This is a genomic window from Euzebya sp. (assembly GCF_964222135.1).
Taxonomy (GTDB): domain Bacteria; phylum Actinomycetota; class Nitriliruptoria; order Euzebyales; family Euzebyaceae; genus Euzebya.
This window is the reverse complement of record NZ_CAXQBR010000094.1, coordinates 1-25,461: the sequence shown is the minus strand read 5'-3', so window position 1 is coordinate 25,461 and position 25,461 is coordinate 1. Positions and strand designations below refer to the sequence as shown.

Below are 25,461 nucleotides of genomic sequence, written 5' to 3'. Positions count from 1 at the left end.
CGGGCGCGCCGGCGGATGGCTGAGGTGGTCAGCCGTCCGCCGGCGGCAGCCCCTCGCGGGCCAGCCGCCGGTTGGCGTAGGCATCGTCGCCGGTGACGTCGCGACCGAACCACGCGGGAGGGGTGAAGGAGTCCGCCGCCGCGGCCGACGGGAACTCGACCTCCACGGTCATGAGCCCCTCGAGGTCACCGGCGTAGACGTCCAGCTCGGCGGTGTAGGGGCCGACCGGGAGCTCGTGGCGGACCTTCTCGACCCGCGCGCCCCCGGTGTGGGCCCACAGCCCCTCGAAGGTGTCGTCGTCGACGGCGATCTCGAACTCGTCGCGCGACAACCCCGCACCGACCTTGACCGTCAGCTGCCGGGCGCCTCCGCGGTCGCGCAGGCGCACCTCGGGATCGCCGTCGGCACCGGTCAGGTAGCCCTGGCGGATCGGCGTGCCGTCGGCGCCGGGACCCACCTCACCGGGTGGGCGCGCCACCAGCCACTTCCGCTCGATCTCCTGCACGTGCCGGCTACGGCGCGATGTCGGCCGGGTTCGGGGTGGGGTCGTCCTTGCCGCGGCCGCGATCACGATCCCGCTCGTCCGTCGGCTGGTCGAGCCCGAACTCGTCGCTGACCTCCTCGCCGGCGGTCACCAGCTCCTCGTCCTCGCGACGTGCCTCGGCGGGGCTCGGCTGGTCGTCGCGGCGGTCGTGGTCACCCATGAGACGCTCCTCTCTCGGTCGTGTCCGTCGGGCAGACCCTTCCCCGCCGGCCGGCAGCGCCACGCATCCGCTGGCGTCGCCACCGGCGGTCCCACCACCACCGGCTGGGGATCGGAGTCGAGGAGCCATCCCCGGCAGGGGTCGCCGACGCCGAGCCGGGGTCCTGCCCCTTGGCGTCGCCGGTAGCCTGCCGCACGTGCCGACCGGACCGTCCGACCACCGCCCTTCCCGCACGCCCTACGCGCTCGCACTCCAGCGGGCGCTGCACGAGGCGGGGATCGCGTGGCCCGTGATCGTCGTCGACCGGGCGCGCCTGGACGCCAACGTCGACGTGGTGACGCGCCACCTGCCCGACGGGATGGGGCTCCGGCTCGTCGCCAAGTCGCTGCCGTCGGTCGAGCTGCTGGCCCACGTCCGCCGCCGCGCGGGCACCGACCGGCTGATGACGTTCAACCAGCCGATGCTGACCGCGCTGAGCATCGCGATGCCCGACGCCGACCAGCTACTCGGCAAGCCGCTGCCGGTCGGCGCGGCGCGGGCGTACCTCGAGTCCCTGCCCGACGTCTCGGTCGCGCGCCGGGTGCAGTGGCTGATCGACACGCCCGCACGGCTCGGGCAGTACGCCGGCCTCGCCCGCGAGCTGGGCGTCGACCTGCGCATCGCCCTCGAGCTCGACGTCGGGCTCCACCGGGGCGGGCTCGTGCCGGGCCCGGCGCTGGACGCGACGCTGCGGGGCATCGCCGACGACGACCGGCTGACCCTCTCCGGCGTGGTCGGCTACGAGCCGCACGTGCCCCACATCCCCGACGTGCTCGGATGGCGCGACCGGGCGCTGCGACGGGCCTGGCGGACGTACCGGTCGGTGCTCGACCGGGTCTCACAGGTGCTCGGCGGTCAGGTCGTCGGCGACCTGACGCGGAACGCCGGCGGCAGCCTCACGTACCGCTGCTACACCGACACGTCGGTCGCGGACGAGGTCAGCGTCGGGTCTGCGCTGGTCAAGCCGTCGGACTTCGACCTCGACGGCCTCACCGACCACGTCCCCGCGGCGTTCATCGCGACGCCGGTGCTGAAGGTGCAGCCGACGCGCATCCCCGGCCTCGAGGCCGCGGCGCCGCTGCTGGGGCGCCTGGCGCCGGGCGACACGACGAGCGTGTTCATCCACGGGGGCAACTGGCTGGCCGACCCGGTGGACCCGCCGGGCCTGGCGCCCCACCGGCTCGTGGGGCGGTCCTCGAACCAGGAGATGCTGACCGGCGGACCGGACCTCGACCTGGCCGTCGACGACGTCGTCCTCCTGCGGCCCCGCCAGTCCGAGGCGGTCCTCCTGCACTTCGGTGACCTGGTGGTCGTCGAGGGCGGGGCGGTCGTGGACCGCTGGCCGGTTCTCCCGGCGTCGGCCAGAACCCCCCGCCCCCTCCGCCCGCCTCCCCGGTCAGCCCTCCTCGGCGGGGCCTGCCTCGGCGAGGACCGCCTGGGCGGCCGCCAGCCTGGCGACGGGGACCCGGTAGGGCGAGCAGCTGACGTACGTCAGCCCGTACGCGTGGCACCAGGCGATCGAGGCGGGGTCGCCGCCGTGCTCGCCGCAGATGCCGACGTCGAGGTCGGGGCGTGTCCGGCGACCGGCCGTGACGGCCATGTCGACGAGCACACCCACCCCGTCGGGGTCGAGGGTCGCGAACGGGTTCTGCTCGAGCAGCCCGTCGCGCAGGTAGTCGAGCAGGAACCCCGTCTCGGCGTCGTCGCGGCTGATGCCGAACGTCGTCTGGGTCAGGTCGTTGGTCCCGAAGCTGAAGAAGTCGGCCTTGGTGGCCAGCTCCCCGGCGACGAGCGCCGCGCGCGGCGTCTCGACCATCGTGCCGATCGGCACCTCCAGCTCGACGTCGCGCTCGGCGAGGACCGCCGCCGCCTCCTCGGCGACGAGGTCGCGGACCACGGCGAGCTCGCGGAGGTCGCTGGTCAGCGGGACCATGATCTCCGGCTTCGGCTCGTACCCCTCCTCGATGGCCTGGCAGGCGGCCTCGACGATCGCCCTCGCCTGCATCTGGGCGATCTCGGGGTACAGGATCGCCAGGCGGACGCCGCGCAGGCCGAGCATCGGGTTGGCCTCGTGCAGGGCGAGCACACGTCGCTGGGTGTCCTCGTCCGCGCGGAGCCGGGCCAGGAGCTCGTCGACCGCTTCGAGGGATGCGGCCTTCGACAGCCGGATCTTCGCGTCGGTGATCCGCTCGGAGAGCTCCTCGTAGGTCGGCAGGAACTCGTGCAGCGGCGGGTCGATCAGCCGGATGATGACCGGCAGGCCGGACATCGCCCTGAACAGCCCGAGGAAGTCGCTGCGCTGCATCGGCAGCAGCTCGTCGAGGGCGCTGCGACGATCGGCGACCGACTCGCTCATGATCATCCGCTGCATGATCGGCAGGCGCTCGGACTCGAAGAACATGTGCTCGGTCCGGCACAGGCCGATGCCCTCGGCGCCGTAGGTGCGGGCGCGCTCGGCGTCGACCGGGTAGTCGGCGTTGGCACGGATCCCCAGGACCCGGATGTCGTCGGCCCACTCGAGCAGCGTGGCCAGCCACTGGTCGCTGATGTCGGGCACGAAGGTGTCCAGCTGCCCGACGAACACCTCGCCGCTCGAGCCGTCGAGGGACACCCAGTCCCCCTCCTCGAGCTCGAAGCCGCCCAGGGTGGCGGTCTTCGCGCCGAGGTCGATGTCGAGGGCGGCGACGCCGACCACCGCGGGCTTGCCGAACTGGCGGGCGACGAGCGCGGCGTGGCTGGTCCGGCCGCCCCGGCTGGTCAGGATGCCCTTGGCGGCGAGCATGCCGTGGACGTCGTCCGGCTTGGTCTCGGGCCGGACGAGGATGACGTCACGCCCGTCGCGGGCCCAGCGCTCCGCGGTGTCGGGGTCGAACGCCACCACGCCGACGGCGGCACCGGGCGACACGTTCAGGCCGGTCGCGCACAGGCGGTGCTCCACCTCGGCCTGCGCACGGGCGTCGCGGTCGAGCTGGGGGTGCAGGAAGAAGTCGATCTGGTCCGGCTTGACCCGCTGGACGGCCTCGCGCTGGGAGATCGCACCCTCGGTCGCGAGGTCGACGGCGATGCGGACCGCCGCCTGGGCGGTGCGCTTGCCGTCACGGGTCTGCAGCAGCCACAGGACGCCGTTCTCGATCGTGAACTCGATGTCCTGCATGTCGCGGTAGTGCGACTCGAGGGTCTGGGCGGTCGCGAGCAGCTCGGCGTAGACCGCCGGCATGACGTCGCCGAGCCCCTCCACGGGCTGGGTGGCGCGGGTGCCCGAGACGACGTCCTCGCCCTGGGCGTTCATCAGGTAGTCGCCCTCGAGGCCCGGCAGGCCGGTGGCGCCGCTGCGGGTCATCGCCACGCCGGTGGCCGAGTCCTCACCGAGGTTCCCGAACACCATCGTCTGGACGTTGACGGCGGTGCCGAGGTCGTGGGGGATGTGGGCGGCGTTGCGGTAGTCGACGGCCCGCTTGCCGTTCCACGAGCTGAAGACGGCCTCCACGGCCAGGCGCAGCTGCTCGATCGGGTCGGATGGGAACCGCGGGGCGATCGCCTTGAACCGGGTCACGACGCCCTGGAGGTCCTCGACGGTCAGCTCCGCGTCGGTGGCCACGCCCCGCGCCTCGCGGGCGCCCGCGAGCACGTGCTCGAAGAGCTCGTCGCGCAGGCCGAGGACGACGGTGCCGAACATCTGGATGAGCCGGCGGTAGGAGTCGTACACGAAGTGCTCGTCACCGGTCAGGCGGATCAGGCCCTTCGCGGTCTCGTCGTTCAGCCCGATGTTGAGGACCGTGTCCATCATCCCGGGCATCGAGAACTTCGCACCCGAGCGGCACGACACCAGCAGCGGGTTCTCCGGGTCGCCGAAGTGCTTGTGCGTCTGGCGCTCGATCGCCTTCAGCGCGTCGACGACCTGGTCCCACATCCCCGGAGGCGTGCCATCCGCCTCGAGGAAGGCCAGGCACGCGGCCGTCGTCACGGTGAAGCCCGGCGGCACGGGGATGCCCAGGCGGGTCATCTCCGCCAGGTTCGCCCCCTTGCCGCCGAGCAGCGCCCGCACGTCGTCCCAGGTGCCGTGGAGGTGGGCGTCCACCTCGTCGAGCTGATCGAAGCGGTAGACCCAGGTCTCGGACATCTCCACGCACTCCTTCGTGAGCGTCAGCCGCAGCGCGGCGAGGATGACTGCTGCGACCATGCCCCCCGCGCGCGCCGGCGTCCGGGTCGAAGGACCCTGCGGCGCCCCGCGAAGGTCCCGGCGCGGCGGCTACCGTTGACCGGGTCCTGTCCGGCCGATCCCAGGGGACGGCACCGTGTCGAAGCCCAGCAAGTTCGTGTTCGTGTGCATCAACGAGCGGGACCCCGCCCACCCGCGGCCGTCCTGCTTCCCCGTCGGCGGGGCGGAGATCTTCAACGCGCTGCGCGAGGAGCAGGGCCGTCGCCGCAACGACGACGTCAAGGTGGTCGCCGCCCTGTGCCTGGAGGCTTGCCGGGTCGGCCCGGTCGTCGGCGTGTACCCCGACGACGTCTACTACGGGGGGGTCACCGAGGACGACGTGCCGGCGATCATGGACCACCTGGAGGGGGGCCAGCCCGTCGACTTCCTCCAGATCGGCGACGAGGACTTCCGCTACAAGGGCTAGTTCGGGCCTGCGGCCTGCAACTGCCACGAGTCGCTGCGCGACGCCTCTTCCCGTCCCGACCCGTCAGGCTCCCTGCGGTCGCGACTGGTCGGGCAGCCCCGCCAGACCCGTCCAGAGCACGCGGACGAGGTGGCCGACCAGCTGCTCCCGCGTCATCGACTGGGGCCCGCTGCGCTTGGACAGCCACCACTCCCCCGCCGACTGCACCATGCCGACCATCCCGTGGGCGAACGCCTCGGACCCATCGGTCTGCTTGCCCGCGCGGGTCAGCTCCGCCGCGACGATCGCGGCGATGCGGTCGGCGAGCTGGGCGGTGAACCGATCCAGGTACTCCGCCACGCCGGGGCTGTCGCTCGGCGCGCGGTGGACGAGGAACTCGTAGATCGCCGGCTCGGACTCGATGAACGTCAGGTAGGCGTCGATCGTCCGCTCGATCATCGCCCGCGGGTCGTCCGACGACCGCGTCCCCTCCTCGAGCAGCGGCTCGAGGCGACCGGCGTAGCGGATCGCGAGGGCCTGCACCAGGTCGCCCTTGTCGCTGACGTAGCGGTACAGGACCGGCTTGGTCACCCCCGCCGCAGCCGCGACGTCCGCCATGGTGACGCCCGCTCCGTCCTTGCGGATCGCGCTGTCGGCGGCGTCGAGGAACTGCTCGCGCCGCACGGCCCGGCGATCACGCGGCGGCGCGCCGCCCGGCGGCACGGCGGCACCCGACGCCGCGGCTGGAGCCGTGGCGTCGGTGACCTCCCGCGATGAGGGCATGGCCGGCAGGGTACCAGCGGTAACAGGTAGGGCGGTCAGCGGAGGTGGGCCGACGCCTGCCCGGCCGTCGTCGCCGACAGCGCGCTCACCCCGCCGAAGAAGGTGATGCGGTCGTACGGCCCGTGCGCCGCCATGTCGTCGAGGAGGGTGGTCGTCATCGTGTCCCGGGGGGTCAGCAGCAGCGGGATGCCCCGCGCGCCGGCGTAGGCGCCGCCCGCGAGCCCGTCGGGGAACGCCTCGACGCTGGCCACCGCCACCTCCCCGCCGGGCTCGTAGAGGTCGAGGAGGGCGCCCGAGATCTGGGAGGGCGTGCTGCCCACCACCCGGCCGTCGGCCTGCGGCGCGACCTCCGCCGCCACGTTCCCCATCGCGAAGACCGGCACGTCGGAGTGGGCGTCGAGGTACGCCTGGACCCCGGCCGGGATGCCCGATCGGTCGACCAGCAGCGCCACCCCGCCGTGGGGGGGCGTGAAGGCCCCGGCCAGCAGCGCCGCGGGGAAGTCGCCACCGAACGCGAGGACGATCTCGGCCGGCGAGTCGGTCGTGGCCTCGGCCACGGCCACGGCGGTCGAGAAGCGGCTGTCGCCGGCGATCCGCTCCACATCGTGACCCGCGTCGCGGAAGGTCTGGGCGACGACCTCCTCGAGCGCGGCCTCGCCGCCGAGGAGCAGGATCCTGCCCTGGCCCCCGAGCACGCGGGTCGCCTCGTCCAGCACGGCCTCGGGCACGCGGTCGCGGTGGGTCAGCAGCAGCGGGGCGCCGTTGGCGACCGCGAGCGGCGCGCCGACGACGGCGTCGGGGAAGTCGCTCGCGAGCGCGACGACGACCGCGTCGGCCTGGCCGTCGTCGATGGCTGCGGCGGAGATCGCGATCGCGGTCTCGACGCGGCTGGGTCCCTCCAACCGGGTGATCCGCTCGGCGCCGGCGGGGACCTCACGCGGCACGGCGACCTGGTCGCCGTCGCCCGGGGCCAGGTCGACCAGCGCGTCCGCCGTGCCGCGGGAGCGGTCGTAGAGGAACCCGGCGACGACCTCGACGGGGTCGGCCGCGGCGGCGCAGTCCGCCGGGATCCCGGCGTGGTAGGTGCCAGCCTCGAAGGCCGCCGCACCGGAGCACACGAGTGTCGGTGACACCGTCCCCTCGAGGACGAGGTACTCGAGGACGCCGTCGCTGCGCTGGGTGCTGAGCTGGATCTCCCGCTCGACGCCCCCGGCGGTCTGGTAGATGAACACCGCTCCGGCCCCCAGGTCGTTCCAGGTCGGGTCGGCGGCGGGGTCGGTGCCCTGGGGGACGGTCATGGAGACGCCGAGCCCATCGGGGCCGTTGTCGACGCAGAACTGGGTGACGTCGGCTTGGGGCGCGGCCTCGACCGGGCCCTCAGGGCCCCGCCGGACGTCGTCGGTGCCATCCGCGTAGCAGCCGTTCGCCTGGTACGCCGCGGTCGTCCCGGCCGTCGGGGGGATGCCATCGGGCAGGGCCCGTCGCAGCACGTCGTCGGCCAGCACGTCGTCGGCCAGCACGGCCGGGGCGAGCGCGGCGAGCAGGACCAGCGCGATCAGGAGCGCGAGCGTGGCGAGCAGCCGGGAGGGCAGGTGTGCGGACATGCGGACTGAGAACCCCGTGTGTCGACGTCAGGACGCCCCGGAGCCTGCCAGGTCCCTGCGACACCGCCAAACACCGCGGTCGTGGCCCGGCGTCACCGGGCCGTCACCCCGCGTCGCCGGTCGACCGGCGATCGTCGCCGCCGACGGGCACGCGGCGGTCGTCCTTGAACGTCTCGAGGACGACGGCGGACTCCACGTGCGCCAGCCCCGGCAGGCCGGAGATCTGCTCCTCGAGCAGCCGCCTGTAGCCGTTGACGTCGGCGACGCGGACCTTGAGGAGGAAGTCCGCGGTACCCGTCAGGTAGTGGCACTCGGCGACCTGGTCGACACCGGCGATCGCATCGCGGAAGGCGTGGACCGACTCACGACCGTGGTGGTCGAGGCGGATCAGCAGGATCACCGCCATCCCGTGGCCGAGCGGCTCCGGATCGAGGTCGGCGTGGTACCCGCGGATCAGCCCGGCGTCCTCGAGGCGCCGGGTGCGCTCCATCGTCGCCGGAGGGGTCAGCCCGACCTCACGCGCGACCGCGGCGTTGGACAGCCGCGCGTCGTCCTGGAGCAGGGCGAGGATCCGGCGGTCGATCTCGTCCAGCCGGGGTGGTCTCGGGGCGGGGTCCGGGGTTCCCATGACACCTTCCACTTGTTAGGGTCGACGGCAGTTCTACTTTCCGAATGCGAAGGAGTCCAGGCACATGAGCGCTGATCTGATGCCGCTCCTCGGGTACAACCACATCGAGTACTACGTCGGCAACGCCAAGCAGGCGATGCACTACTACCGGACGGCGTTCGGGTTCACGCCGGTCGCCTACGCCGGGCCCGAGACCGGGGTCCGCGACCGCGCCTCATGGGTGCTGCGCCAGGGTCGCATCACGTTCGTGCTCACCGCTGGCCTGGACCACGAGTCGGAGATCACCGCGCACCAGCACCGCCACGGCGACGGGGTGAAGGACGTGGCGCTGGCGGTGCCGGATGCCGAGGCCGCCTACGCCGCGGCGCTCGAGCGGGGTGCCGAGGGCCTGCAGGAGCCGACGGTCACCGAGGACGACCACGGCAAGGTCGTCATCGCGAAGATCGCCGCGTACGGCGACACCGTGCACTCCTTCGTCGACACCACGAACTACTCCGGGCCGTTCCTGCCGGGCTACCGGGCCGTGTCGGACGCCCCGACCGCGTCGACGGGGACGACGACCCCGCTGTACGCCCCCGCCGGCACGCCGATCGGCATCGAGTACGTCGACCACGTCGTCGCCAACACCTACCTGGGCGGCATGGACGAGCTGGTCCGCTTCTACGCCGACATCATGGGCTTCAGCCAGCTCGTGCACTACGACGACGAGGCCATCTCGACGGAGTACTCCGCGCTGATGAGCAAGGTCCTGTGGGACGGCACCGGGCGCATCAAGCTGCCGATCAACGAGCCCGCGACGGGCAAGAAGAAGTCCCAGATCGAGGAGTACCTCGACTACTACGGCAGCCCCGGCGTCCAGCACCTCGCCCTGCACACCGACGACATCGTGACGACCGTGAAGGCGCTCCGGGAGAACGGGGTCCGGTTCATGCGGGTCCCCGAGACCTACTACGCCGAGCAGCGCGAGAAGCTCGACTGGGACGAGATCGCCGAGCCGCTCGAGGCGCTGGCCGAGCAGAACATCCTCATCGACACCGACGAGGAGGGGTACCTGCTGCAGATCTTCACCGAGCCGGTCCAGGACCGCCCGACGGTGTTCTACGAGATCATCGAGCGGCACGGCGCCAAGGGGTTCGGCGAGGGCAACTTCAAGGCGCTGTTCGAGGCGATCGAGCGCGAGCAGGAGCTGCGCGGCAACCTCTAGACCGTCGGAGCGGCCCCGCCATCGACCCACGGGCGCACGACGGTGGCCGACCCCCCTCCCAACCCCCCGCCATCGACCCACGGGCGCACGACGGGCGACCAGCGCGTCCCCCGGGGCCCTGCTACGGCGCGGTGCGCGGCACCAGGTGCGCGGCGGCCTGACCGGCGACGGTGTCGGACACCGCGTCGGGGCCGCCCATCACGGTGATCCGCTGGTAGGGCCCCCGCTCGGCGAGGGCGTCGCGGACACTGGTCTCGAGGACCTCTGCGGGGGTCAGCAGGAGCGGGACGCCGCGGATCGCCGCGTAGGCGCCGCCGGCCAGGCCGTCGGGGAAGTCCTCGACGCTCGCGAGGACCACCTCTGATTCGTCGGCGTACAGGTCCAGCAGGGCCACGGAGGTGGCCGAGGGGTTGAGGGCGGCGGCGGTCCCGTCGGCGTCCGCCACGACACGGCGTGCCACGTCGCCCACGACGATGACGTCGGCGTCCGGCACCTCCGCCAGGTACTCCTCCACGACCTCGGGCACGCCGGCGGGGTCGACCAGCAGCGCCACGCCTTCGACGGCGGGTGCGGCGGCTCCCGCCAGCAGGGCGTCGGGGAAGTCCGCGCCGCCGGCGAGCACCACCGTGCGGGGGAGGGGCCCGGCCGCCCGCGCGGCGGCGACCGCGGTGTCGTACCGGCTCGCACCGGCCAGGCGCGTGGTGGTGTGACCGGCGGCCGTCAGGGCGTCCTCGACCGCGGGCGCGAGCGCGGCGACGCCGCCGAGGAGCACCACGTCGCCTCGCTCGCCGACCAGGCGACGGATCTCCTCGCCCACGGCGGGGCTGAGGGACTCCCTCGGCGTGAGCAGGACCGGCGCGTCGAGCGCCGCGGCCAGCGGGGCGGCGACCAGCGCGTCGGGGAAGGCGTCGGCCCGTGCCAGCACGACTGCGCCCGCCGTCCCGTCGGCGTAGAGCGCTTGGGCGGTCGCGATCGCGGTCTCCACCCGGGTCGGGCCGGCCAGCCGGGTCGCCCGCGCGGCGCCCGCTGGTGCGGTCCGGGGCACGGCGACGAACCCACCGTCGCCGGGCGCGGCGTCGAACGCCCCGGACTCCGGGCCGTCGGACATGTCGTAGAACATCTGCGCGCCGATCTCGATGACCTCGGGCGCGTCGAGGCAGTCCGCAGGGATGGTGGCCCGGTACGTGCCGTCGTCGACCGACGCCGCGCCACTGCAGATGCCGACCGGATCCGCGCCGGGTTCGAGGACGTGGTACTCGAAGCGCGGTTCGCTGCCCGGGCGAAGCAGGTTGATCACCCGCCGGTGCCCTCCCGTCGTCTCGTACCCGAACGCGACGGCGGCGCCGACCGACTCCCACACCGGGTCCCGCGTCGGGTCGGTCGGCACCCGCACGGCCATGGAGACCGACAGCCCCGACTCGGCGTGGTCGACGCAGAACCGGGTGATGTCGGCGCGGGGGACGTCGGCCGGGGTGCGCGCCGGCAGGTCGACGACGTCGGACTGCGCGTCCTGCACGCAGCCGGCCACCGCCCAGGTCGGTGCGGAGCCACCAGCGTCCAGCGGCCCGCCGGCGCCGGCCTCGTCCTGCCACACCGGCCCGATCGGGCTGCGGGCGGTCGACGCCACCACGGGCCCGGCCTGGAGCCCGGCCACCCCGAGGGCGACAGCCAGGACGACCACGACGGACGCGACCGCCCCCCGTGCCGCGACCGGCGGGATGCCCGGCCCCCTCACCGGGCGAGCGCGTGGTCCATGAACGCCGTCAGGACGGCGTCGACCCGCTCGGCCGCGCGCTCGCGTGCGACGTCGGGGTCCTGGTCGGCGGCCACCACCGCCTCGCCGTAGAACTTGAGCTTCGGCTCGGTCCCGCTCGGCCGCACCATGACGCGCGTGCCGTCGGCGGCGACGAACCGCATCAGGTCCTGGGCGGGCAGGTCGATCTGGTCGATCGCCCCGTCGACGTGGGTGACGACGCCGGCGTCGTGGTCCCACACCTCGGTCACCTCGGACCCTCCGAGGTCGCGGGGCGGGGTGTCGCGCAGGCGCTGCAGCGCCTCGGCCCCCAGGTCGCCCTCGCCGGTGTCGTCGAGCAGGACCGAGCGGCCGAGGGTCACGTGCGCGCCGTGGCGGCGGGCCAGGTCGTCCAGCAGGCCGTCGAGACCCCGGCCCGCTCCCCGGAGGCGGGCGGCGAGGTCGGCGACGGCCAGCGCGGCGGAGATCCCGTCCTTGTCGCGGACGACGTCGCCGATCGAGACGCCGAGCGCCTGCTCGTAGCTGAGGACGACGCGCCCGCCGTCGTCCGCGATCCGCTCCGCCTGCTGCGACAGCCACTTGAACCCGGTGAGGGTCTCGACGTAGCCCGCGCCGTGGTGCGCGGCCACGTCGGCCAGCAGCGACGAGGACACGACGGTCGTGGCGACCCACGGGTCGGCGCCGTCGGCCATGGCCCCGCGGGCGAGGACGTCCTCGGCCAGCACCACCCCGATCTCGTCGCCGGTCAGCATCCGCCAGCCGCCGTCGCCGTCCGGGATCGCGACGGCGATGCGGTCGCCGTCCGGGTCGTTCGCCCGGATCAGATCGGCGTCGACCTGGCGGGCGAGCGCGATGACGGCGTCCATCGCGCCCGGCTCCTCGGGGTTCGGGAACGCGACGGTAGGGAAGTCCGGATCGGGCTGGTGCTGCTCGGGGACCGGGTGCACCGCGGCGAACCCGGCGGAGGCGAGGATCGACGTGGCCAGATCCCCGGCGACGCCGTGCAGCGCCGTGTAGGCGATGCGGAGGTCGCGGGGGCCGGCGGGGTCGACGAGGCCGAGCACCTGCTCGCGGTAGGCGATCTCGACCTCCGCGGGCACGGGGCGGATCCGCGGGTCGTCGGCGTCGGCGACCACGACGTCGGCGAGGGGGCCGACGGCGTCGATGGCGTCGGAGATCTCGGCGTCGACCGGCGGCACGATCTGCCGTCCGCCGGCCAGGTAGACCTTGTACCCGTTGTCGGCCGGCGGGTTGTGGCTGGCGGTGACCACGATCCCGGCGGCGGCACCCAGGTGGCGGACGGCGAAGGCCACCAGCGGGGTGGGCACGGGGTCCTCGAAGACCAGCACGTCGACGCCGGCCCCGGCCAGCACCCTGGTGGCGTCCTCGGCGAACGCCTCGCTGCCGTGTCGGGCGTCCCGGCCGATGACGACCACGCCCCCGGCGGTGTCCTCGCCGTGGACCAGCCGGTCCGCGAGGCCCGCGGTCACCCGCCGGACGAGGGCCCGGTTCATCCGGTTCGGGCCGGCGCCGAGGCGACCCCGGAGCCCGGCGGTCCCGAACGCGAGCCGCTCGTCGAAGCGATCCGCCAGCTCGTCCGCGTCCCCGGCGTCGAGGAGCGCCTGCAGCTCCGCCCGCGTCGCCGGGTCGGGGTCCTCGGCGAGCCACGCCTCGGCGCGGGCCCGCAGGTCGGGGGACAGCTCAGCCATCGTCCGACGGCCTCCTGGGTGGGGTCGGGAGCGGGGGGACGACGATCTCGCGGAACGGCGGGAGCGGCAGGCGCAACCCGCGGTCCGGCGTCGCCGGGCGCGCGGCGCGGTCCTCGCGGTCCGAGCGCGTGGTGCGGTCCTCCGTCTCCGGGCGCGCAGCGCGGCGGCGCGCGAGGAGGTCCGCGAGGACGTCCGATCCGCCGGTCTGGCGGCCACGGGCGTCGCGACCGTCTGGGCGTGGCGGCTCTGTGCGTGGCGACCCTGTGCGTCGCGGCGCGGGTGACTGCGCTGCGGGCGGTGGCGTCACGTCGCGCGGCTCCGGGCGGGCCGGGCCGGTCAGCGGGGCGACCGCCGCGGCGAGCGCGTCGGGATCCGCCAGCGCGGCGGCCGGGACGAGCGGCGGCGGTTCGAGTGGCGGTGGCGGGTACTTGTGGCCGATCCCGCAGTCGAAGACCACCACGCGCTCGTTGGCGCTGACCCAGCCGTCGGCGGCCACCGCCCCCCGCGCCGCGAACGCGGTCGCGCTCTCGGGCGAGACGTACCCGCCGCCGCGCCGGCCGACGAGCCGCTGGATCGCGTCGATGTCGGACTCCCCGACGGCGACGGCGGTGCCGCCGGACTCGCGCAGCGCCGAGAGGATCAGCCGGTCCCCGACCGCGCTCGGGACCCGCAGGCCGCTCGCCCGGGTGTGCGGGTCGACCCACGGCTCAGCGGTCTCGTCACCCCGCTCGAACGCCCGCACCATTGGCGCGCACCCCTCCGCCTGCGCGGCGACCATCCGCGGCCGGGCCGACCCGATGAACCCGAGCGCCTCGAGCTCGTCGAAGGCCTTCCACATGCCGACCAGCCCGGTGCCGCCGCCCGTCGGGTAGACGATGACGTCGGGGACCGCCCAGCTGAGCTGCTCGACCAGCTCGAGGCCCATCGTCTTCTTGCCCTCGACCCGGTAGGGCTCCTTGAGGGTGGAGACGTCGAAGGCGCCGGTCCGCGCCGCGATCGCCCGCGCGACCTGGCCGCAGTCGCTGATCACCCCCTCCACCAGCACGACGCGGGCGCCGCACATCTGCGCCTCGACGACGTTCACCTGCGGGGAGTCGGCCGGGAGCACCACGGTCACCGGCAGCCCGGCGGCGGCGCCGTAGGCCGCCAGCGCCCCACCGGCGTTGCCGGCGGACGGGACGATCAGGGAGGTGGCGCCGAGCTCACGGGCTCGTGACACCGCCGCGGCCATCCCGCGGGCCTTGAAGGCCCCGGTGGGGTTCAGCCCCTCCGCCTTGACGAGCAGGTCGTCGAGGCCCAGCGCGGACCCGATCCGGGTGGCGCCGAGCAGGGGCGTCGACCCCTCCCCGAGGTAGGTGATGTGCCGGCGGTCGCGGATCGGCAGGAGCTCGCCCCAGCGCCACATCCCGGGGCCGTGCCGCTCGGCGAGCGCCCGCGGCGTCATCGTCCGACCGGCGCGCTCGAGGTCGTAGCGCGCCAGCAGCGGCGCGCCGTCGACGGGGTCGAGGGTCTGCAGGACGTCGGCGTCGTAGCGGGCGTGGGTCGCCGAGCCCTCGAGGAACGTGAGGCATGACTCCACGTCGGGAACCATACGCACTCGATGGCAGACGAACCCACCACCGCCCGCATGGACTACGGCCGGCAGCCGCTGCGCCGCAAGGACCTCGACCCCGACCCGGTCGCCCAGCTGCAGCGCTGGCTCGACACCGCCGCCGCCTCCGACCAGCTGGTCGAGCCGACGGCCATGGGGCTCGCGACGGTCGACGCCGACGGCAGACCGGCCCTGCGGACCGTGCTGCTCCGCCGCGTGGTCGACGGGCGGCTGCTGTTCTTCACCAACTACGACTCGCGGAAGGCCCGCCACATCGAGGCGAACCCCCACGTCGCCGCCCTGTTCCGCTGGGCGACGCCGCAGCGGCAGGTGGAGGTGCGGGGGACCGTCGAGCGGGCCACGACGGCTGAGTCCGACGCCTACTTCGCCACCCGTCCTCGGGGCGCCCAGATCGGCGCGCACGCCTCACCGCAGTCCCGACCCCTCCCCGACCGCCGCGCCCTCGAGCTCCTCGTCGAGGAGACCGCCCGGCGCTTCGAGGGGGTCGAGGTCATCCCCCGCCCGGAGTCCTGGGGCGGCTACGCGATCACCCCTGACGCGGTGGAGGTGTGGCAGGGCCGGTCGGACCGCCTCCACGACCGCTTCCGCTACACCCGCGACGGGGACGGCTGGACCATCGAGCGGCTCGCGCCGTAGCGGTCGTCGACCTCGGCGGCCGGCACCCTGGGCTACGATTCACCGGTGCGGGTGGGCCCAACGGAGAGCGAGACCTGTCGGGAGCTGATCCTCCCCGCCCTCCGCGCGGCCGGCTGGGACGACGACGGCATCGTCGAGGAGTTCCGCATCACGGACGGGCGGATCCTGCCGTTGGGCGGCCGGCATCGACGTGACCGGCCCTTGCGAGCGGACTACGTCCTCCTCGTCGCTGGCGTCCCCGTCGCCGTCGTCGAAGCCAAGCGCAGCGCGCGCAGCACCGCCGACGGCATCGGCCAGGCCAAGGTCTACGCGCGACTTCTGGACCTCCCACTCGCCTACGCATCCAACGGCACCGTGACCGTCCGGGTCGACATCGCGGGCGGCACCGAGGAGTTCAACGCCCCCTTCCCCACCCCAGAGGAGGCATGGGAGCACTTCACGTCCGGCAAGGGACTCACCCCCGTCACCCGTCGGGCGTACACCGAGCCGTTCAACCGTGACCTCCGTCTCTCCGATGGCCGTGTGAAGGCTCCGCGCTACTACCAGCGAACCGCCATCAACCGCACCGTCGAGCGGGTCCTGGCTGGTGAGGAGCGTCTGCTCGTCGTCATGGCCACGGGCACCGGCAAGTCCTTCCTGGCGATGCAGATCGCCTGGAAGCTGCAGCGCACCGGGTGGGTCGCGGACCGACCGCCGCGCATCCTCTACCTGGCGGACCGGAACATCTTGATCGACCAGCCCCGTCAGCGGGAGTTCGTCCCGGTCTTCGGCGAGCACGCCATCCACAAGTTCGCCGGTGAGATGAAGACCGGGCGGGACATCTACTTCGGGCTGTACCAGAACCTCGGCGTGGGCGAGGACGCATGGTTCAGGCAGTACCCACCGGACTACTTCGACGCGGTCATCGTCGACGAGTGCCATCGCGGCAGCTCGACCGACAGCTCGACATGGCGCCAGATCCTCGAGTACTTCGGCCCGGCCACGCAGATCGGGCTCACGGCCACGCCGGTTGTGAGCACCGACGCCGACACGTACCGCCACTTCGGGCCCCCGATCTTCGAGTACTCCCTCGCCCAGGGCATCGAGGATGGGTTCCTGGCGCCCTACACCGTGCGCAGGGTGGTCCTGAGCGCCGATGCGTTCGGGTTCGCCCCCGAAGAGGGGGAGCTGGACCTGTTCGGCCACGAGATCCCCGACCGGCTCTACGAGACCGCGCAGTTCGAGCGGGTCGTCGCCCTGTTGTCACGCACCGAGACGGCCGCGAACCACCTGACCGCACACCTCCGTCGCACGGGCCGGCATGCGAAGACCATCATCTTCTGCGTCAACTCCGATCACGCAGACGCCATGCGGCGTGCGTTGCACAACGCGAACGCGGACCTGACGTCCGCCGACCCCGACTACGTCGTCCGGATCGTCTCCGCGGAGTACGAGGCGGGCCGACTGCTCGACGAGTTCCGGGACCCGGAACGACGCTCCCCGACCATCGCCACGACGTCCCAACTGCTCTCCACCGGCGTCGACATCCCGTCGGTCCGCAACATCGTGTTGTTCCGCCCCATCGGGTCGATCGCCCTGTTCAAGCAGATCATCGGACGGGGCACCCGGTTGGACCCCGACACCGACAAGTGGCAGTTCGAGATCATCGACTACTGCGGTGCGACTCGCCTCTTCGAGGACCCCGAGTTCGACGGACCGCCGCTGGTCGAGACCGATGAGGAGATCGACGAGACCGGCCAGGTCGTCAACCAAGTCGACGAGGTGCACGAACCTCCCGTAGAGGACGGTCCACACGAGACCGAGGAGGGCGATCTGGACACCCAGGACGACGTCCGGAAGTACTACGTCGATGACGAGCCGGTCTGGGTCGTCGCGGAGGGTGTCTTCAGGCTTGACCCCTCCACCCGACGCCCGAAGCTGGTCGAGTACCGGACCTTCCTCGTCGACGCGATCCGCGACCTCGCGCCCACCGCCGCGGAGCTCCGCGCCAGATGGGGCGAAGGAGCAACCCGGAGGACGATCATCGACGCGCTCGCCGAGCGGGGGATCGATCTCGCAGAGGCCAGAGAGCAGACCGGGCTGCACGACGCGGACCCACTGGACGTGCTGGTCCACCTCGCCTGGAACGAACCGCTCGAGTCGCGCCACGACCGGGTCCGCCGCGTGCGAGCCGAGCGGGCAGCGTTCTTCGAACGGTTCAGCGCCGACGCGCGGATGGTCCTCGACGCCCTGCTGGACAAGTACGCCGAACACGGGCCGGACGAACTGACCCCCGCCGCCCTCCGCGTACCGCCGTTGGCTGACCTCGGATCGCCTGTGGAACTCGCCAACCGGTTCGGAGGCGTTGATGCGCTCCGCTCAGCCATATCGGAGCTCCACGACCAGCTCTACGCGGCGTAGCGCACGAAACTAAAGTTTCGGTTTAGTTATCGGGCCATTCAACCTACAGATTCGGTGTAGGATCCGCGGATGCCGGGGGACCGACAAGCGCTCCGACACCGCCTCTACGCCCTCGCGGCCGAACAGGCGGGGTACTTCACGGCGGCCCAGGCCGTCCAGATCGGCTACTCCCACCAGGCGCAGAAGTACCACGTCGACCACGGCAACTGGACACGCGTCGACCGAGGGATCTTCCGCATCCCGGAGTGGCCGGCAGGACCCAACGACGGGCTCGTCCGGTGGGTGCTGTGGTCCAAGCACCGGGCAGTGGTGTCGCACGACTCCGCCGCCGCAGCGTACGGCCTGGGTCTCCTCAACCCCGCCAAGGTGCACCTGACGGTCCCACCGGACTTCCGGATGTCCGATCCCGTCGTCGTCCTGCACCGGGGCGTCCTCCCGGACAGCGACGTCACCACGCTCGAAGGGGCCACCATCACGACCGTCCTCCGCACCGTGCTCGATGTCATCGAGTCCCACTTCGACGAGGAGCTGGTCGCGAGCGTCGTCGACGATGCGGTCGCGACGGGCGGGGTGACGGCTGGTCTGATCCGGCGACGCATGCACGAGCTGAGCCCCGACGCGCGGCTACGGGCGGACCGCGTTCTGGCCGGCACGTCCTCATGACGCACACCGACTCATGAGGTACACCGAACCCGACGCCTTCCGGATGGCGCTCGAAGCCCGGATGCGACAGGCCGCGGACGCTCAGGACCGCGACCTGGCTCGTCTCCGACGGACCGTCGCCTTCGATCGGTTCCTTGCGAGGTTGGCGGTATCAGCGCACGGCGCCTGGCTGCTCAAGGGCGGAGCGGCGCTGCAGTTCCGGATGCCCGAACGGGCTCGGGCGACGCGAGACATCGACCTGGCCGCACGTGCGCTTGCCGACCCCGCCGACCAGTTGCTCGAGGATCTGGAGGCCGACCCGTTCGGCGACCACTTCTCCTTCCGCGTCACGGGACGGCGGGAGCTCTCGGACATGCCGGATCGAGGGATCGTCCTCCGACTGTCCGTGGAGGCTCGATTGGGCAGCCGGGTCTTCGAGCGGTTCGTCGTGGACGTGGTGCGCAGTGCCGCCGCGGCCACCGATGCGGACCGTGTCCGGCTGGGCGAGATGCTGGACTTCGCGGACCTGCCGGTCGTGGACATCCCCGTCCTCGATCTGGCGACGCACTGGGCTGAGAAGCTCAGCGCGTACCTCCGGCGCTACGACGACCGGCCCAACACGAGGGTGAAGGACCTGGTCGACCTCGTCCTGCTCATCGAGCACGGGCTGGCACCCGACCGGCGGCTCCACGACGAGGTGGTGCACACGTTCATCAACCGGCAGCAGCATCTCCCGGTCACCCTGCCGTCCATGGCGGAGGAGTGGGCAGCACCGTTCACGACCATGGCCGTTGAGCTGGGTCTGCACACGCGCACGGCCGCCGACGCACACGCAACCGTTCAGCAGTTCTGGGACGCCGCGCGCGAGCTCGGCGATGAATCGGATCGAGGATCCCATGGCACGTAGGAAGAGCAGCGCGGCCCCGCCGACGCCGCAGGCGAGGCTGCGGTCGGTGATCAACTCGGCCCGCAAGACCATGCGCAAGGACGCAGGGCTCAACGGCGATCTGGACAGGATCCCGCAGCTGGCCTGGCTGCTGTTCCTGAAGGCCTTCGACGGGATCGAGATGGAGCGCGAGATCGTCGAGGACGACTACCGCCCCGCCATCGAGGCGCCCTACCGCTGGCGCGACTGGGCCGCCGACCGCATCGACGGCCGCACAGGTGATGACCTGCTCCGGTTCGTCAACGACGACCTCTTCCCCTACCTGCGCGGTCTGACAGGCGACACCGACCGCGATCCGCGGGACATCCTCTCGACGGTCTTCAAGGAGACCTACAACCGCATGGTCTCCGGCTACCTGCTGTCCGACGTCATCGAGCAGGTCAACGACGTGGACTTCACCTCCTCCGAGGACGTCCACACCATGGCCCTGCTGTACGAGTCCATGTTGCGAGAGATGCGCGACGCGGCTGGCGACTCCGGCGAGTTCTACACACCGCGTCCCGCCATCCGGTTCATGGTGCAGATGGTCGACCCGCAGCTGGGCGAGACCGTGCTGGACCCAGCCTGCGGGACCGGCGGGTTCCTGGTCGAGACGTTGGAGCACCTACAGCCCAAGCTGGAGACCGTCGCTGAGCACGAGCAGCTGGCAGTCGACCTGCGCGGGATCGAGAAGAAGCCGCTGCCCTACTTGCTGGGGATGATGAACCTGCTGCTGCACGGGCTTCCCCGGCCGAACCTGGTGCGCGGCAACGCGCTGGCCCGGCCACTGACAGAGATCACCCGTGCGGAACGCGTGGACGTGATCCTGACCAACCCGCCCTTCGGTGGTGAGGAGGAGAAGTCGATCCTGTCCAACTTCCCGGCCGGGACGCAGACCGCCGAGACGGCCTGGCTGTTCATCCAGCTCGTGCAGCGGATGCTGGCCGACGGAGGTCGCTGCGGCATCGTCGTGCCCAACGGCGTGCTGTTCGCCGACGGCGCTGGAGCGAGGATCAAGGAGAGGCTGCTCACGACGTGTGACCTGCACACCGTCGTCCGGCTGGGGTCGGGCGTGTTCGCGCCGTACACCGACATCCCCTCGAACCTGCTGTTCTTCGACAAGACCGGTCCGACGAAGGAGGTCTGGTTCTACGAGATCCCCACGCCGGAGGACCGCAAGAAGTACTCCAAGACCCGCCCGATGCGCTTCGAGGAGTTCGCCGACTGCATCGAGTGGTGGGGCGGCCGTGAGCGGCTGGACCGAGCCGAGACCGAACGCGCTTGGCGCGTCGATGCCGAGACCATCGCCGAGTCCGGCTGGAACCTGGACCTGAAGAACCCCCATCGTCCCGACGACCTGGCCCATCGGCCACCGGGCGAGCTCATCGCCGAGCTGCTGGAGACCGAGCGCGAGATCCTGTCGCTATTGGAGGAGCTGGACGCCGAGTTCGGGGACACGGCGTGAGGCGCGTCAAGGTTGGCGACGTCCTTGATCTTCAGCGCCGACCTGTTGCCATCGAACCGGGTGAGGTGTACAGGCTGATCGGCGTCTATTCCTTCGGGAAGGGCATCTTCCACCGCCAACCCACGCTGGGGGTGGATCTGGGGGACTACCGCTTCTCGTCAGTCATGCCCGGCGATCTGGTCCTCAGCAACATCCAAGCTTGGGAGGGGGCCATCGCCCACGCGACCGAACAAGAACGCGGCACCGTCGGAACCAACCGCTTCTTGTGCTACGCCGCCCGCGACCCCGACCTGATCGACACGAACTGGGCTCGCTACTACTTCCTCAGTCCCGCTGGCTTCCCGAAGATCCAGAAGGCCGCACCGGGGTCGGTTACCCGCAACCGGACCTTAGCGCGAGAACGCTTCGAGGCCATTGAGATCCCGTTGCCACCCATCGAGGAACAACGCTGCATCGCTGCCCAACTTGATGAGGTTGCCCACCGTGTCAATCGTTTGATGCAGTTGACAGAACGAAGCACGCTGCTCTCAGGTGCCTTGAGGAGCTCCCTCCTACACCCTTCCCCCGATCCCGCGGAGGCCGACGGTTGGGCTCGCGTTCGGATGGGCGACTTGCTCTCGTTGGACATCGAGAGGATCGACGCCCTATCCGAACCGGAGTTCAGGCAAGTAGGGGTGTTGAGCTTCGGGCGCGGGATTATCGACCGGGGCCCACTTCTGCCGGGCGACACGAAGTACGAGGTTCTCCATAGGGTCCGGGCAGGTGAGGTGGTGATGAGCCGACTCAAGGCCTGGGAAGGTGCCTTGGCAGTTCTTCCCGAGCATCTCGACGGGGCAGTGGCATCTACCGAGTTCCCGACGTTCACGCTCAAGCCCGGTGTCGACCTGTCGTACATCCAGGCCCTCCTTCGAAGCCCATTGCTATGGTCATCTTTGTCCGATGCATCGAAAGGAGTGGGAGCCCGTCGCGAACGCGTGTCGGCCGAGCGGTTCCTCAACGCCCCTGTCTGGCTCCCGCCGCCCGAGCATCGCTCAATCCCCACGACGCTGGAGGTCATTCGCTCCGTGGAAGAAGCTCGTCAGCCCCGGGAGGCCGTTCTCGCGGCCGTCATGCCCGCATCCCTCAACCGTGCCTTCGCCGGGCTGAGCTAAGCGGTACTTCGCTCCAGTCGGCCCCGGCGACCACGACGTGGCCCATGAACCGCAGGCCAACCGCCTTGGCGCCGGCAGCGACCGTGGCGGTGACCTCGATGTCGGCCGGGCTCGGCTGCGGGTCGCCGGAGGGGTGGTTGTGCGCCAGTGCGAACGTCGCACCATCGTGGCGGAGGACGGCGTGCAGCACCTCGCGCACATCGACCAGCGCACGGTCCGCGGTGCCGTCCGACAGCCGCACCTCGGCGAGCAGCCGTCCATGACGGTCGCAGACGAAGACGACCGCGCGCTCGAGCCGCAAGCCGGCCAACGTGTTCGCTGCCAGCTCAGCCACGTCGGACGCACGGCGCAGCACCGTGCCGGACTCCTCACGCGGCACCCGACGCCCCAGCTCGAAGGCCGCGACGATCGCGGCAGCCTTGGCCGCTCCGACACCGGGGACCCGACCCAGCTCCTCGACGCCGGCCTCGCTCAACCGCCGCAGACTGCCGAACTCGGCGAGCAGGTCCGCGGCGAGCGCCATCGCGCTGCTCCCTGGTGTTCCGCTGCGCAGTTGGAGCGCGAGCAACTCGGCTTCGCTCAACGCCTCCCGTCCGGCCACGGCCAGCCGCTCGCGTGGTCGCGCCCTCGATGGCAGGGCGGCGATCGTGTTACCCACGACACCCTCCGGCGCCCTCGGCGGCTCGGCCGACCGTCATCTCCTCGCCCGTCTTCACCGGCCGGACGGTAGCGAGCCGGTGTGACACCGTCGCACGGGCCGTCTGCGGCGGTGCCCCTCCTCAGCGGGCGAGCATCCACTCCCGCAGCGCCTGGCCGATCTCGTCGGGCGAGTCCTCCTGCACGAAGTGGATGCCACCTGCATTCTGTAGCAGAGCGGTGCAGCCGTACACCTCCCACGGACTCGAGATTTCAGGAGATCCATGGGTGCTGTAGGGAACGCAGGATGTAGCGCACAGCATCAGGCTGCATCAGTGTGCGGAGCGATTGCAGTCAGAACCGCAGTCAACCGGTGAGTCCGGGCCGCGGTGCAGTCAACGCCATCGGTCGTCGAGACGCTTCGCCGCATCCCGCCCGGCCCCGTCCATGACGGTCGTGTACCGATCCGTCATCTGCGCGGTCCTGTGACCCACCATGTCTTGCACGACTGACGGCTCAGTCCCCTCGTCGATCGCGTGCGACACCGCGGTGTGACGCAGCGCATGCCAGCGCACATGCCCGACGCCCGCACGGCCCGCGACCCGGTCCAGGAGCCGGGAAAGATGTGCCCTCCCCAGCGGACCGCCGCCGACGGGCCCGTTGCGGGTGTGCCGCAGCTCGCTCGGCCAGATCAGGTCGTCCGGCTGCGGCTCGCGTCCCTGATCGTCCGCCCATCGTTCACGCCAGGCGCTGAGCGCCTCGACGACGACCTCGGCCATAGTGATCGTGCGCGATCGGCCGCCCTTCGGAGGCTTGTGATGGCGCCTGCCCGCTGGGTCGCGGGTGATCTGCCGATCGACCATCAAGGTCCCGGCCTCGACGTTGAGCTGTTGCCACGTGGCACCCACGCCCTCGCCCTGTCTGATGCCGTGAACCATGCTCGTCAGGAATAGCGAGTAGAGCCGGTGGTCCTCATCGGCCAGGACCTTCAAGATCGCCCGGGCGTCGGAAAGCTCGAGCGCATCGACCACCTGCGCAGGCCGCTGATTGTCACCACCGGAGGCCACCTCGGCGGGGTCGACGGGATCGTCCGACGTGACGCGCATGGCGCGTGCGTGTCTCCACGCGGCTTGCAGGTGGGATCGGACCTGCTTCACGGTCTGGACGCTCCTCGGACGGCCGTACTTGGTCGGCGTCGCGGCGATCTCGTCAAGAGCCCGGCGGACGTCGACGGGGTCGACCTCCCGGACCCGCATCTCGACGAACCACCGAGGGATCAGGTTGCACCGGTCCCGGTAGCTGGCGCGGGCGGACGCAGCCGGCTTGCCTGTCCGCTCCATCTCGGCGAACCACCCGTCCAAGACCTCTTGGACGCGGGGATCGCGGTCACGGTCGATCCGCATTCCGACTTCGTGGCGGCGATCGAGGAGCAGCTGATACGCCTCATCTCGCGTGCGGCGCGTCGTGACTCGCCGGCGGCCCCGATGGTCATACCAGGTGACGGCCCACCGCCCGTCGGCGCGCTTGCTGATCCCGCCCAGGGGGCCGTCGCCGCGGCGCGATCTAGCCATCCGCCATGGCCTTGAGGACCTCGACGGCACGACGCCGATCTTTGGCGGTCATCCGGCCCAGCAGCTCCCGCACCTCGTCCTCCCCTGGCAGTGGTTCGTGCATCAACTCGCCATAGCTGTCTACGACACGAGCTCGACCTGCGAAGACCTGGGTGAGCAGCTCGCGCTCCTCGTCCCAAGTCCGCGGCGACCACGGGCTGAGGAGCACGACAGTCTGCTCCGCAACTCGAGCCTCGATCCGGGCGTGTTCCTGAGCTTCGAGTTCCTGCTGGTCTTGGTAGCGGTCCTCCCAGATATGGCGTGGCAACTGCAGGGCGCGCCTGAAGGACTCGAGCGTGGTCCCGTGAGGCGTGGTGTGGCCGGACTCGTAACGGCCCCACGTCGTGGGACTGACGCCAGCCATCGCGGCGGCGCGTTCGATGGACAGACCCTGCGTTTCCCGCGTCTCGCGCACGAGCGCCCGCAGCCGATCGTGGTCGTGATCCTGCCGCCTCTGGGCCGCGCGGTTCTGACGGGCACTCAAGGCAGGCATGTCTACAGAATGCACCAGAATGCAGGTGAATGCAAAGGGCTGAACGGCTTGCCGTCCGCGGTTTCAGGGCTATGCTGCGTGCTACAGTCCCCTACAGTTTCGACCTCGGGATCCAACATCATGGCCTCTACTACCCGACCTGTTAATCGCCGTGCCGTTCCGGCCGGCCACGTCGACTGCTGGGACGCAGCGAAGCGCATCGGCTGCAGTGAACGGACGGTGCGCACTCTCATCGCCGAGGGGGAAATCCCCAGCATCCTGTACAAGCCGTCACGGCGACGCATCATGCGCATCGAAGACGTTGACGCCTACATCGGCCGTATGTCCCGCACGCTGTAGAAGCCCCTCTCCCATCCGGAAACTCGCGGTCCCGCAACGTCCGGAGTAGGCGACGTCGCTGAGCCGTTCGGTGTACGTGACGGTCTCCGTGCTGCTCGTTCAGGTCGACGCCCGCGATGCGTGACAACCCCGAGGAGGTCACCTCGTGAGCACCCTGCCGAACGGCAGCATCGGCCCCGTCGGTCTCGTCATCGACCGCCTGCACACGGCCGGTTCCAAGGTGAAGCCGACGCGCTACGGCCGGACGATGGCACAGTGCCCCGCCCACGACGACAAGTGAACCTCCCCGACTATCTCGCCGGCTCGTTGGGTTGAGTCGTGTCCTGGCGGGCCGGCAGCGCGGCGGCCTGGCGGATCGCGGACTCCACGAAGCGGGTGTGCTTGGACGTGGAGGCCTTGAGGGGGACCCGATGAGTGGTCCAGGGCCTATGCGGCTTGGGTCATTGTCGGTGTCGTGATCCGTTGGTGCTGCTGGGCGAACTCGGCGGGGGTGAGGTCGCCGTGGGCGCTGTGGGGTCGGTTGG

General features: G+C 71.5%; 23 protein-coding genes and 1 pseudogene. 11 read left to right on the top strand and 13 right to left on the bottom strand.

The window, feature by feature from the left end:
- Positions 1-28: 28 nt before the first annotated feature.
- Positions 29-505 (bottom strand): CYTH domain-containing protein, encoded by a 477-nt coding sequence (locus tag ACEQ2X_RS20475; RefSeq protein ID WP_370327728.1) that lies wholly within the window; start codon positions 503-505, stop codon positions 29-31.
- 7 nt (positions 506-512) lie between these two features.
- The gene (locus tag ACEQ2X_RS20470) at positions 513-704 is read right to left on the bottom strand and encodes a hypothetical protein (RefSeq protein ID WP_370327727.1); all 192 of its coding nucleotides are present in this window, start codon (positions 702-704) and stop codon (positions 513-515) included.
- Between ACEQ2X_RS20470 and ACEQ2X_RS20465 the strand changes: the two are divergent.
- Positions 703-1,644, top strand: a pseudogene (locus tag ACEQ2X_RS20465) (alanine racemase); the annotation flags it as partial. The gene ACEQ2X_RS20470 and the pseudogene ACEQ2X_RS20465 overlap by 2 nt on opposite strands.
- Here the strand turns inward: ACEQ2X_RS20465 and ACEQ2X_RS20460 are convergent.
- A complete protein-coding gene (locus ACEQ2X_RS20460) occupies positions 1,582-2,037 on the bottom strand; it encodes a hypothetical protein (protein ID WP_370327726.1) in 456 nt (151 codons plus the stop codon). The pseudogene ACEQ2X_RS20465 and the gene ACEQ2X_RS20460 sit on opposite strands and share 63 nt — an antisense overlap.
- Positions 2,038-2,139: 102 nt before the next feature.
- Positions 2,140-4,863, bottom strand: a complete 2,724-nt coding sequence (ppdK, locus tag ACEQ2X_RS20455; RefSeq protein ID WP_370327859.1) for a pyruvate, phosphate dikinase — start codon at positions 4,861-4,863, stop codon at positions 2,140-2,142.
- Between the two features lie 175 nt (positions 4,864-5,038).
- Between ppdK and ACEQ2X_RS20450 the strand changes: the two genes are divergently transcribed.
- A complete protein-coding gene (locus ACEQ2X_RS20450) occupies positions 5,039-5,368 on the top strand; it encodes a ferredoxin (RefSeq protein WP_370327725.1) in 330 nt (109 codons plus the stop codon).
- Between the two features lie 63 nt (positions 5,369-5,431).
- On the opposite strand, the gene ACEQ2X_RS20445 is transcribed toward ACEQ2X_RS20450, so the two are convergent.
- From ACEQ2X_RS20445 to ACEQ2X_RS20435, 3 genes are all read right to left on the bottom strand, one after another.
- Entirely contained in the window at positions 5,432-6,130 is a 699-nt protein-coding gene (locus tag ACEQ2X_RS20445) for a TetR/AcrR family transcriptional regulator (protein WP_370327724.1), read from the bottom strand.
- A 35-nt stretch (positions 6,131-6,165) separates the two neighbouring features.
- A complete protein-coding gene (locus tag ACEQ2X_RS20440) occupies positions 6,166-7,734 on the bottom strand; it encodes a cell wall-binding repeat-containing protein (protein WP_370327723.1) in 1,569 nt (522 codons plus the stop codon).
- Positions 7,735-7,837: 103 nt separating this feature from the next.
- Positions 7,838-8,362 (bottom strand): Lrp/AsnC family transcriptional regulator, encoded by a 525-nt coding sequence (locus ACEQ2X_RS20435; protein ID WP_370327722.1) that lies wholly within the window; start codon positions 8,360-8,362, stop codon positions 7,838-7,840.
- Between the two features lie 64 nt (positions 8,363-8,426).
- Here ACEQ2X_RS20435 and hppD point away from each other — a divergent pair, with 64 nt between their 5' ends.
- Positions 8,427-9,566 (top strand): 4-hydroxyphenylpyruvate dioxygenase, encoded by a 1,140-nt coding sequence (hppD, locus tag ACEQ2X_RS20430; RefSeq protein ID WP_370327721.1) that lies wholly within the window; start codon positions 8,427-8,429, stop codon positions 9,564-9,566.
- A 121-nt stretch (positions 9,567-9,687) separates the two neighbouring features.
- Here the strand turns inward: hppD and ACEQ2X_RS20425 are convergent, their stop codons facing one another.
- The 3 genes from ACEQ2X_RS20425 to ACEQ2X_RS20415 are packed head-to-tail and all read right to left on the bottom strand — an operon-like array spanning position 9,688 to position 14,607.
- Positions 9,688-11,301 carry a cell wall-binding repeat-containing protein gene (locus ACEQ2X_RS20425; protein WP_370327720.1) on the bottom strand — a complete coding sequence of 538 codons (1,614 nt, stop codon included), beginning with the start codon at positions 11,299-11,301 and terminating at the stop codon, positions 9,688-9,690.
- Positions 11,298-13,028, bottom strand: a complete 1,731-nt coding sequence (locus tag ACEQ2X_RS20420) for a phospho-sugar mutase (protein ID WP_370327719.1) — start codon at positions 13,026-13,028, stop codon at positions 11,298-11,300. The genes ACEQ2X_RS20425 and ACEQ2X_RS20420 overlap by 4 nt, the downstream gene beginning before the upstream one ends.
- Positions 13,021-14,607 carry a threonine synthase gene (locus ACEQ2X_RS20415; RefSeq protein WP_370327718.1) on the bottom strand — a complete coding sequence of 529 codons (1,587 nt, stop codon included), beginning with the start codon at positions 14,605-14,607 and terminating at the stop codon, positions 13,021-13,023. Before ACEQ2X_RS20415 ends, ACEQ2X_RS20420 begins: the two co-directional genes overlap by 8 nt.
- Before the next feature lie 21 nt (positions 14,608-14,628).
- On the opposite strand from ACEQ2X_RS20415, the gene pdxH reads away from it, so the two are divergent.
- The 6 genes from pdxH (at position 14,629) to ACEQ2X_RS20385 (ending at position 21,859) form a co-directional block, all read left to right on the top strand.
- Complete coding sequence (gene pdxH / locus ACEQ2X_RS20410) at positions 14,629-15,276, top strand: pyridoxamine 5'-phosphate oxidase (RefSeq protein WP_370327717.1); 648 nt, start codon at positions 14,629-14,631, stop codon at positions 15,274-15,276.
- A 45-nt stretch (positions 15,277-15,321) separates the two neighbouring features.
- Positions 15,322-17,676, top strand: coding sequence for an EcoAI/FtnUII family type I restriction enzme subunit R (gene hsdR, locus ACEQ2X_RS20405; RefSeq protein WP_370327716.1), 2,355 nt, complete (start codon positions 15,322-15,324; stop codon positions 17,674-17,676).
- 69 nt (positions 17,677-17,745) lie between these two features.
- Positions 17,746-18,339 (top strand): type IV toxin-antitoxin system AbiEi family antitoxin domain-containing protein, encoded by a 594-nt coding sequence (locus tag ACEQ2X_RS20400; protein ID WP_370327715.1) that lies wholly within the window; start codon positions 17,746-17,748, stop codon positions 18,337-18,339.
- Between the two features lie 13 nt (positions 18,340-18,352).
- Complete coding sequence (locus tag ACEQ2X_RS20395; RefSeq protein WP_370327714.1) at positions 18,353-19,225, top strand: nucleotidyl transferase AbiEii/AbiGii toxin family protein; 873 nt, start codon at positions 18,353-18,355, stop codon at positions 19,223-19,225.
- The gene (locus ACEQ2X_RS20390) at positions 19,215-20,708 is read left to right on the top strand and encodes an N-6 DNA methylase (RefSeq protein WP_370327713.1); all 1,494 of its coding nucleotides are present in this window, start codon (positions 19,215-19,217) and stop codon (positions 20,706-20,708) included. Before ACEQ2X_RS20395 ends, ACEQ2X_RS20390 begins: the two co-directional genes overlap by 11 nt.
- Complete coding sequence (locus tag ACEQ2X_RS20385; RefSeq protein WP_370327712.1) at positions 20,705-21,859, top strand: hypothetical protein; 1,155 nt, start codon at positions 20,705-20,707, stop codon at positions 21,857-21,859. Before ACEQ2X_RS20390 ends, ACEQ2X_RS20385 begins: the two co-directional genes overlap by 4 nt.
- On the opposite strand, the gene radC is transcribed toward ACEQ2X_RS20385, so the two are convergent.
- From radC to ACEQ2X_RS20370, 3 genes are all read right to left on the bottom strand, one after another.
- Positions 21,831-22,517 carry a DNA repair protein RadC gene (gene radC, locus ACEQ2X_RS20380; RefSeq protein ID WP_370327711.1) on the bottom strand — a complete coding sequence of 229 codons (687 nt, stop codon included), beginning with the start codon at positions 22,515-22,517 and terminating at the stop codon, positions 21,831-21,833. The two genes, ACEQ2X_RS20385 and radC, sit on opposite strands and share 29 nt — an antisense overlap.
- Positions 22,518-22,890: 373 nt before the next feature.
- Positions 22,891-24,066 (bottom strand): tyrosine-type recombinase/integrase, encoded by a 1,176-nt coding sequence (locus tag ACEQ2X_RS20375; RefSeq protein ID WP_370327710.1) that lies wholly within the window; start codon positions 24,064-24,066, stop codon positions 22,891-22,893.
- Positions 24,059-24,598: a helix-turn-helix domain-containing protein gene (locus ACEQ2X_RS20370; protein WP_370327709.1), complete on the bottom strand. Its 540-nt coding sequence runs from the start codon at positions 24,596-24,598 to the stop codon at positions 24,059-24,061. Before ACEQ2X_RS20370 ends, ACEQ2X_RS20375 begins: the two co-directional genes overlap by 8 nt.
- Before the next feature lie 9 nt (positions 24,599-24,607).
- Between ACEQ2X_RS20370 and ACEQ2X_RS20365 the strand changes: the two genes are divergently transcribed.
- Positions 24,608-24,937 (top strand): helix-turn-helix domain-containing protein, encoded by a 330-nt coding sequence (locus ACEQ2X_RS20365; RefSeq protein WP_370327708.1) that lies wholly within the window; start codon positions 24,608-24,610, stop codon positions 24,935-24,937.
- A 145-nt stretch (positions 24,938-25,082) separates the two neighbouring features.
- Complete coding sequence (locus ACEQ2X_RS20360; RefSeq protein ID WP_370327707.1) at positions 25,083-25,217, top strand: hypothetical protein; 135 nt, start codon at positions 25,083-25,085, stop codon at positions 25,215-25,217.
- Positions 25,218-25,461: the final 244 nt, after the last annotated feature.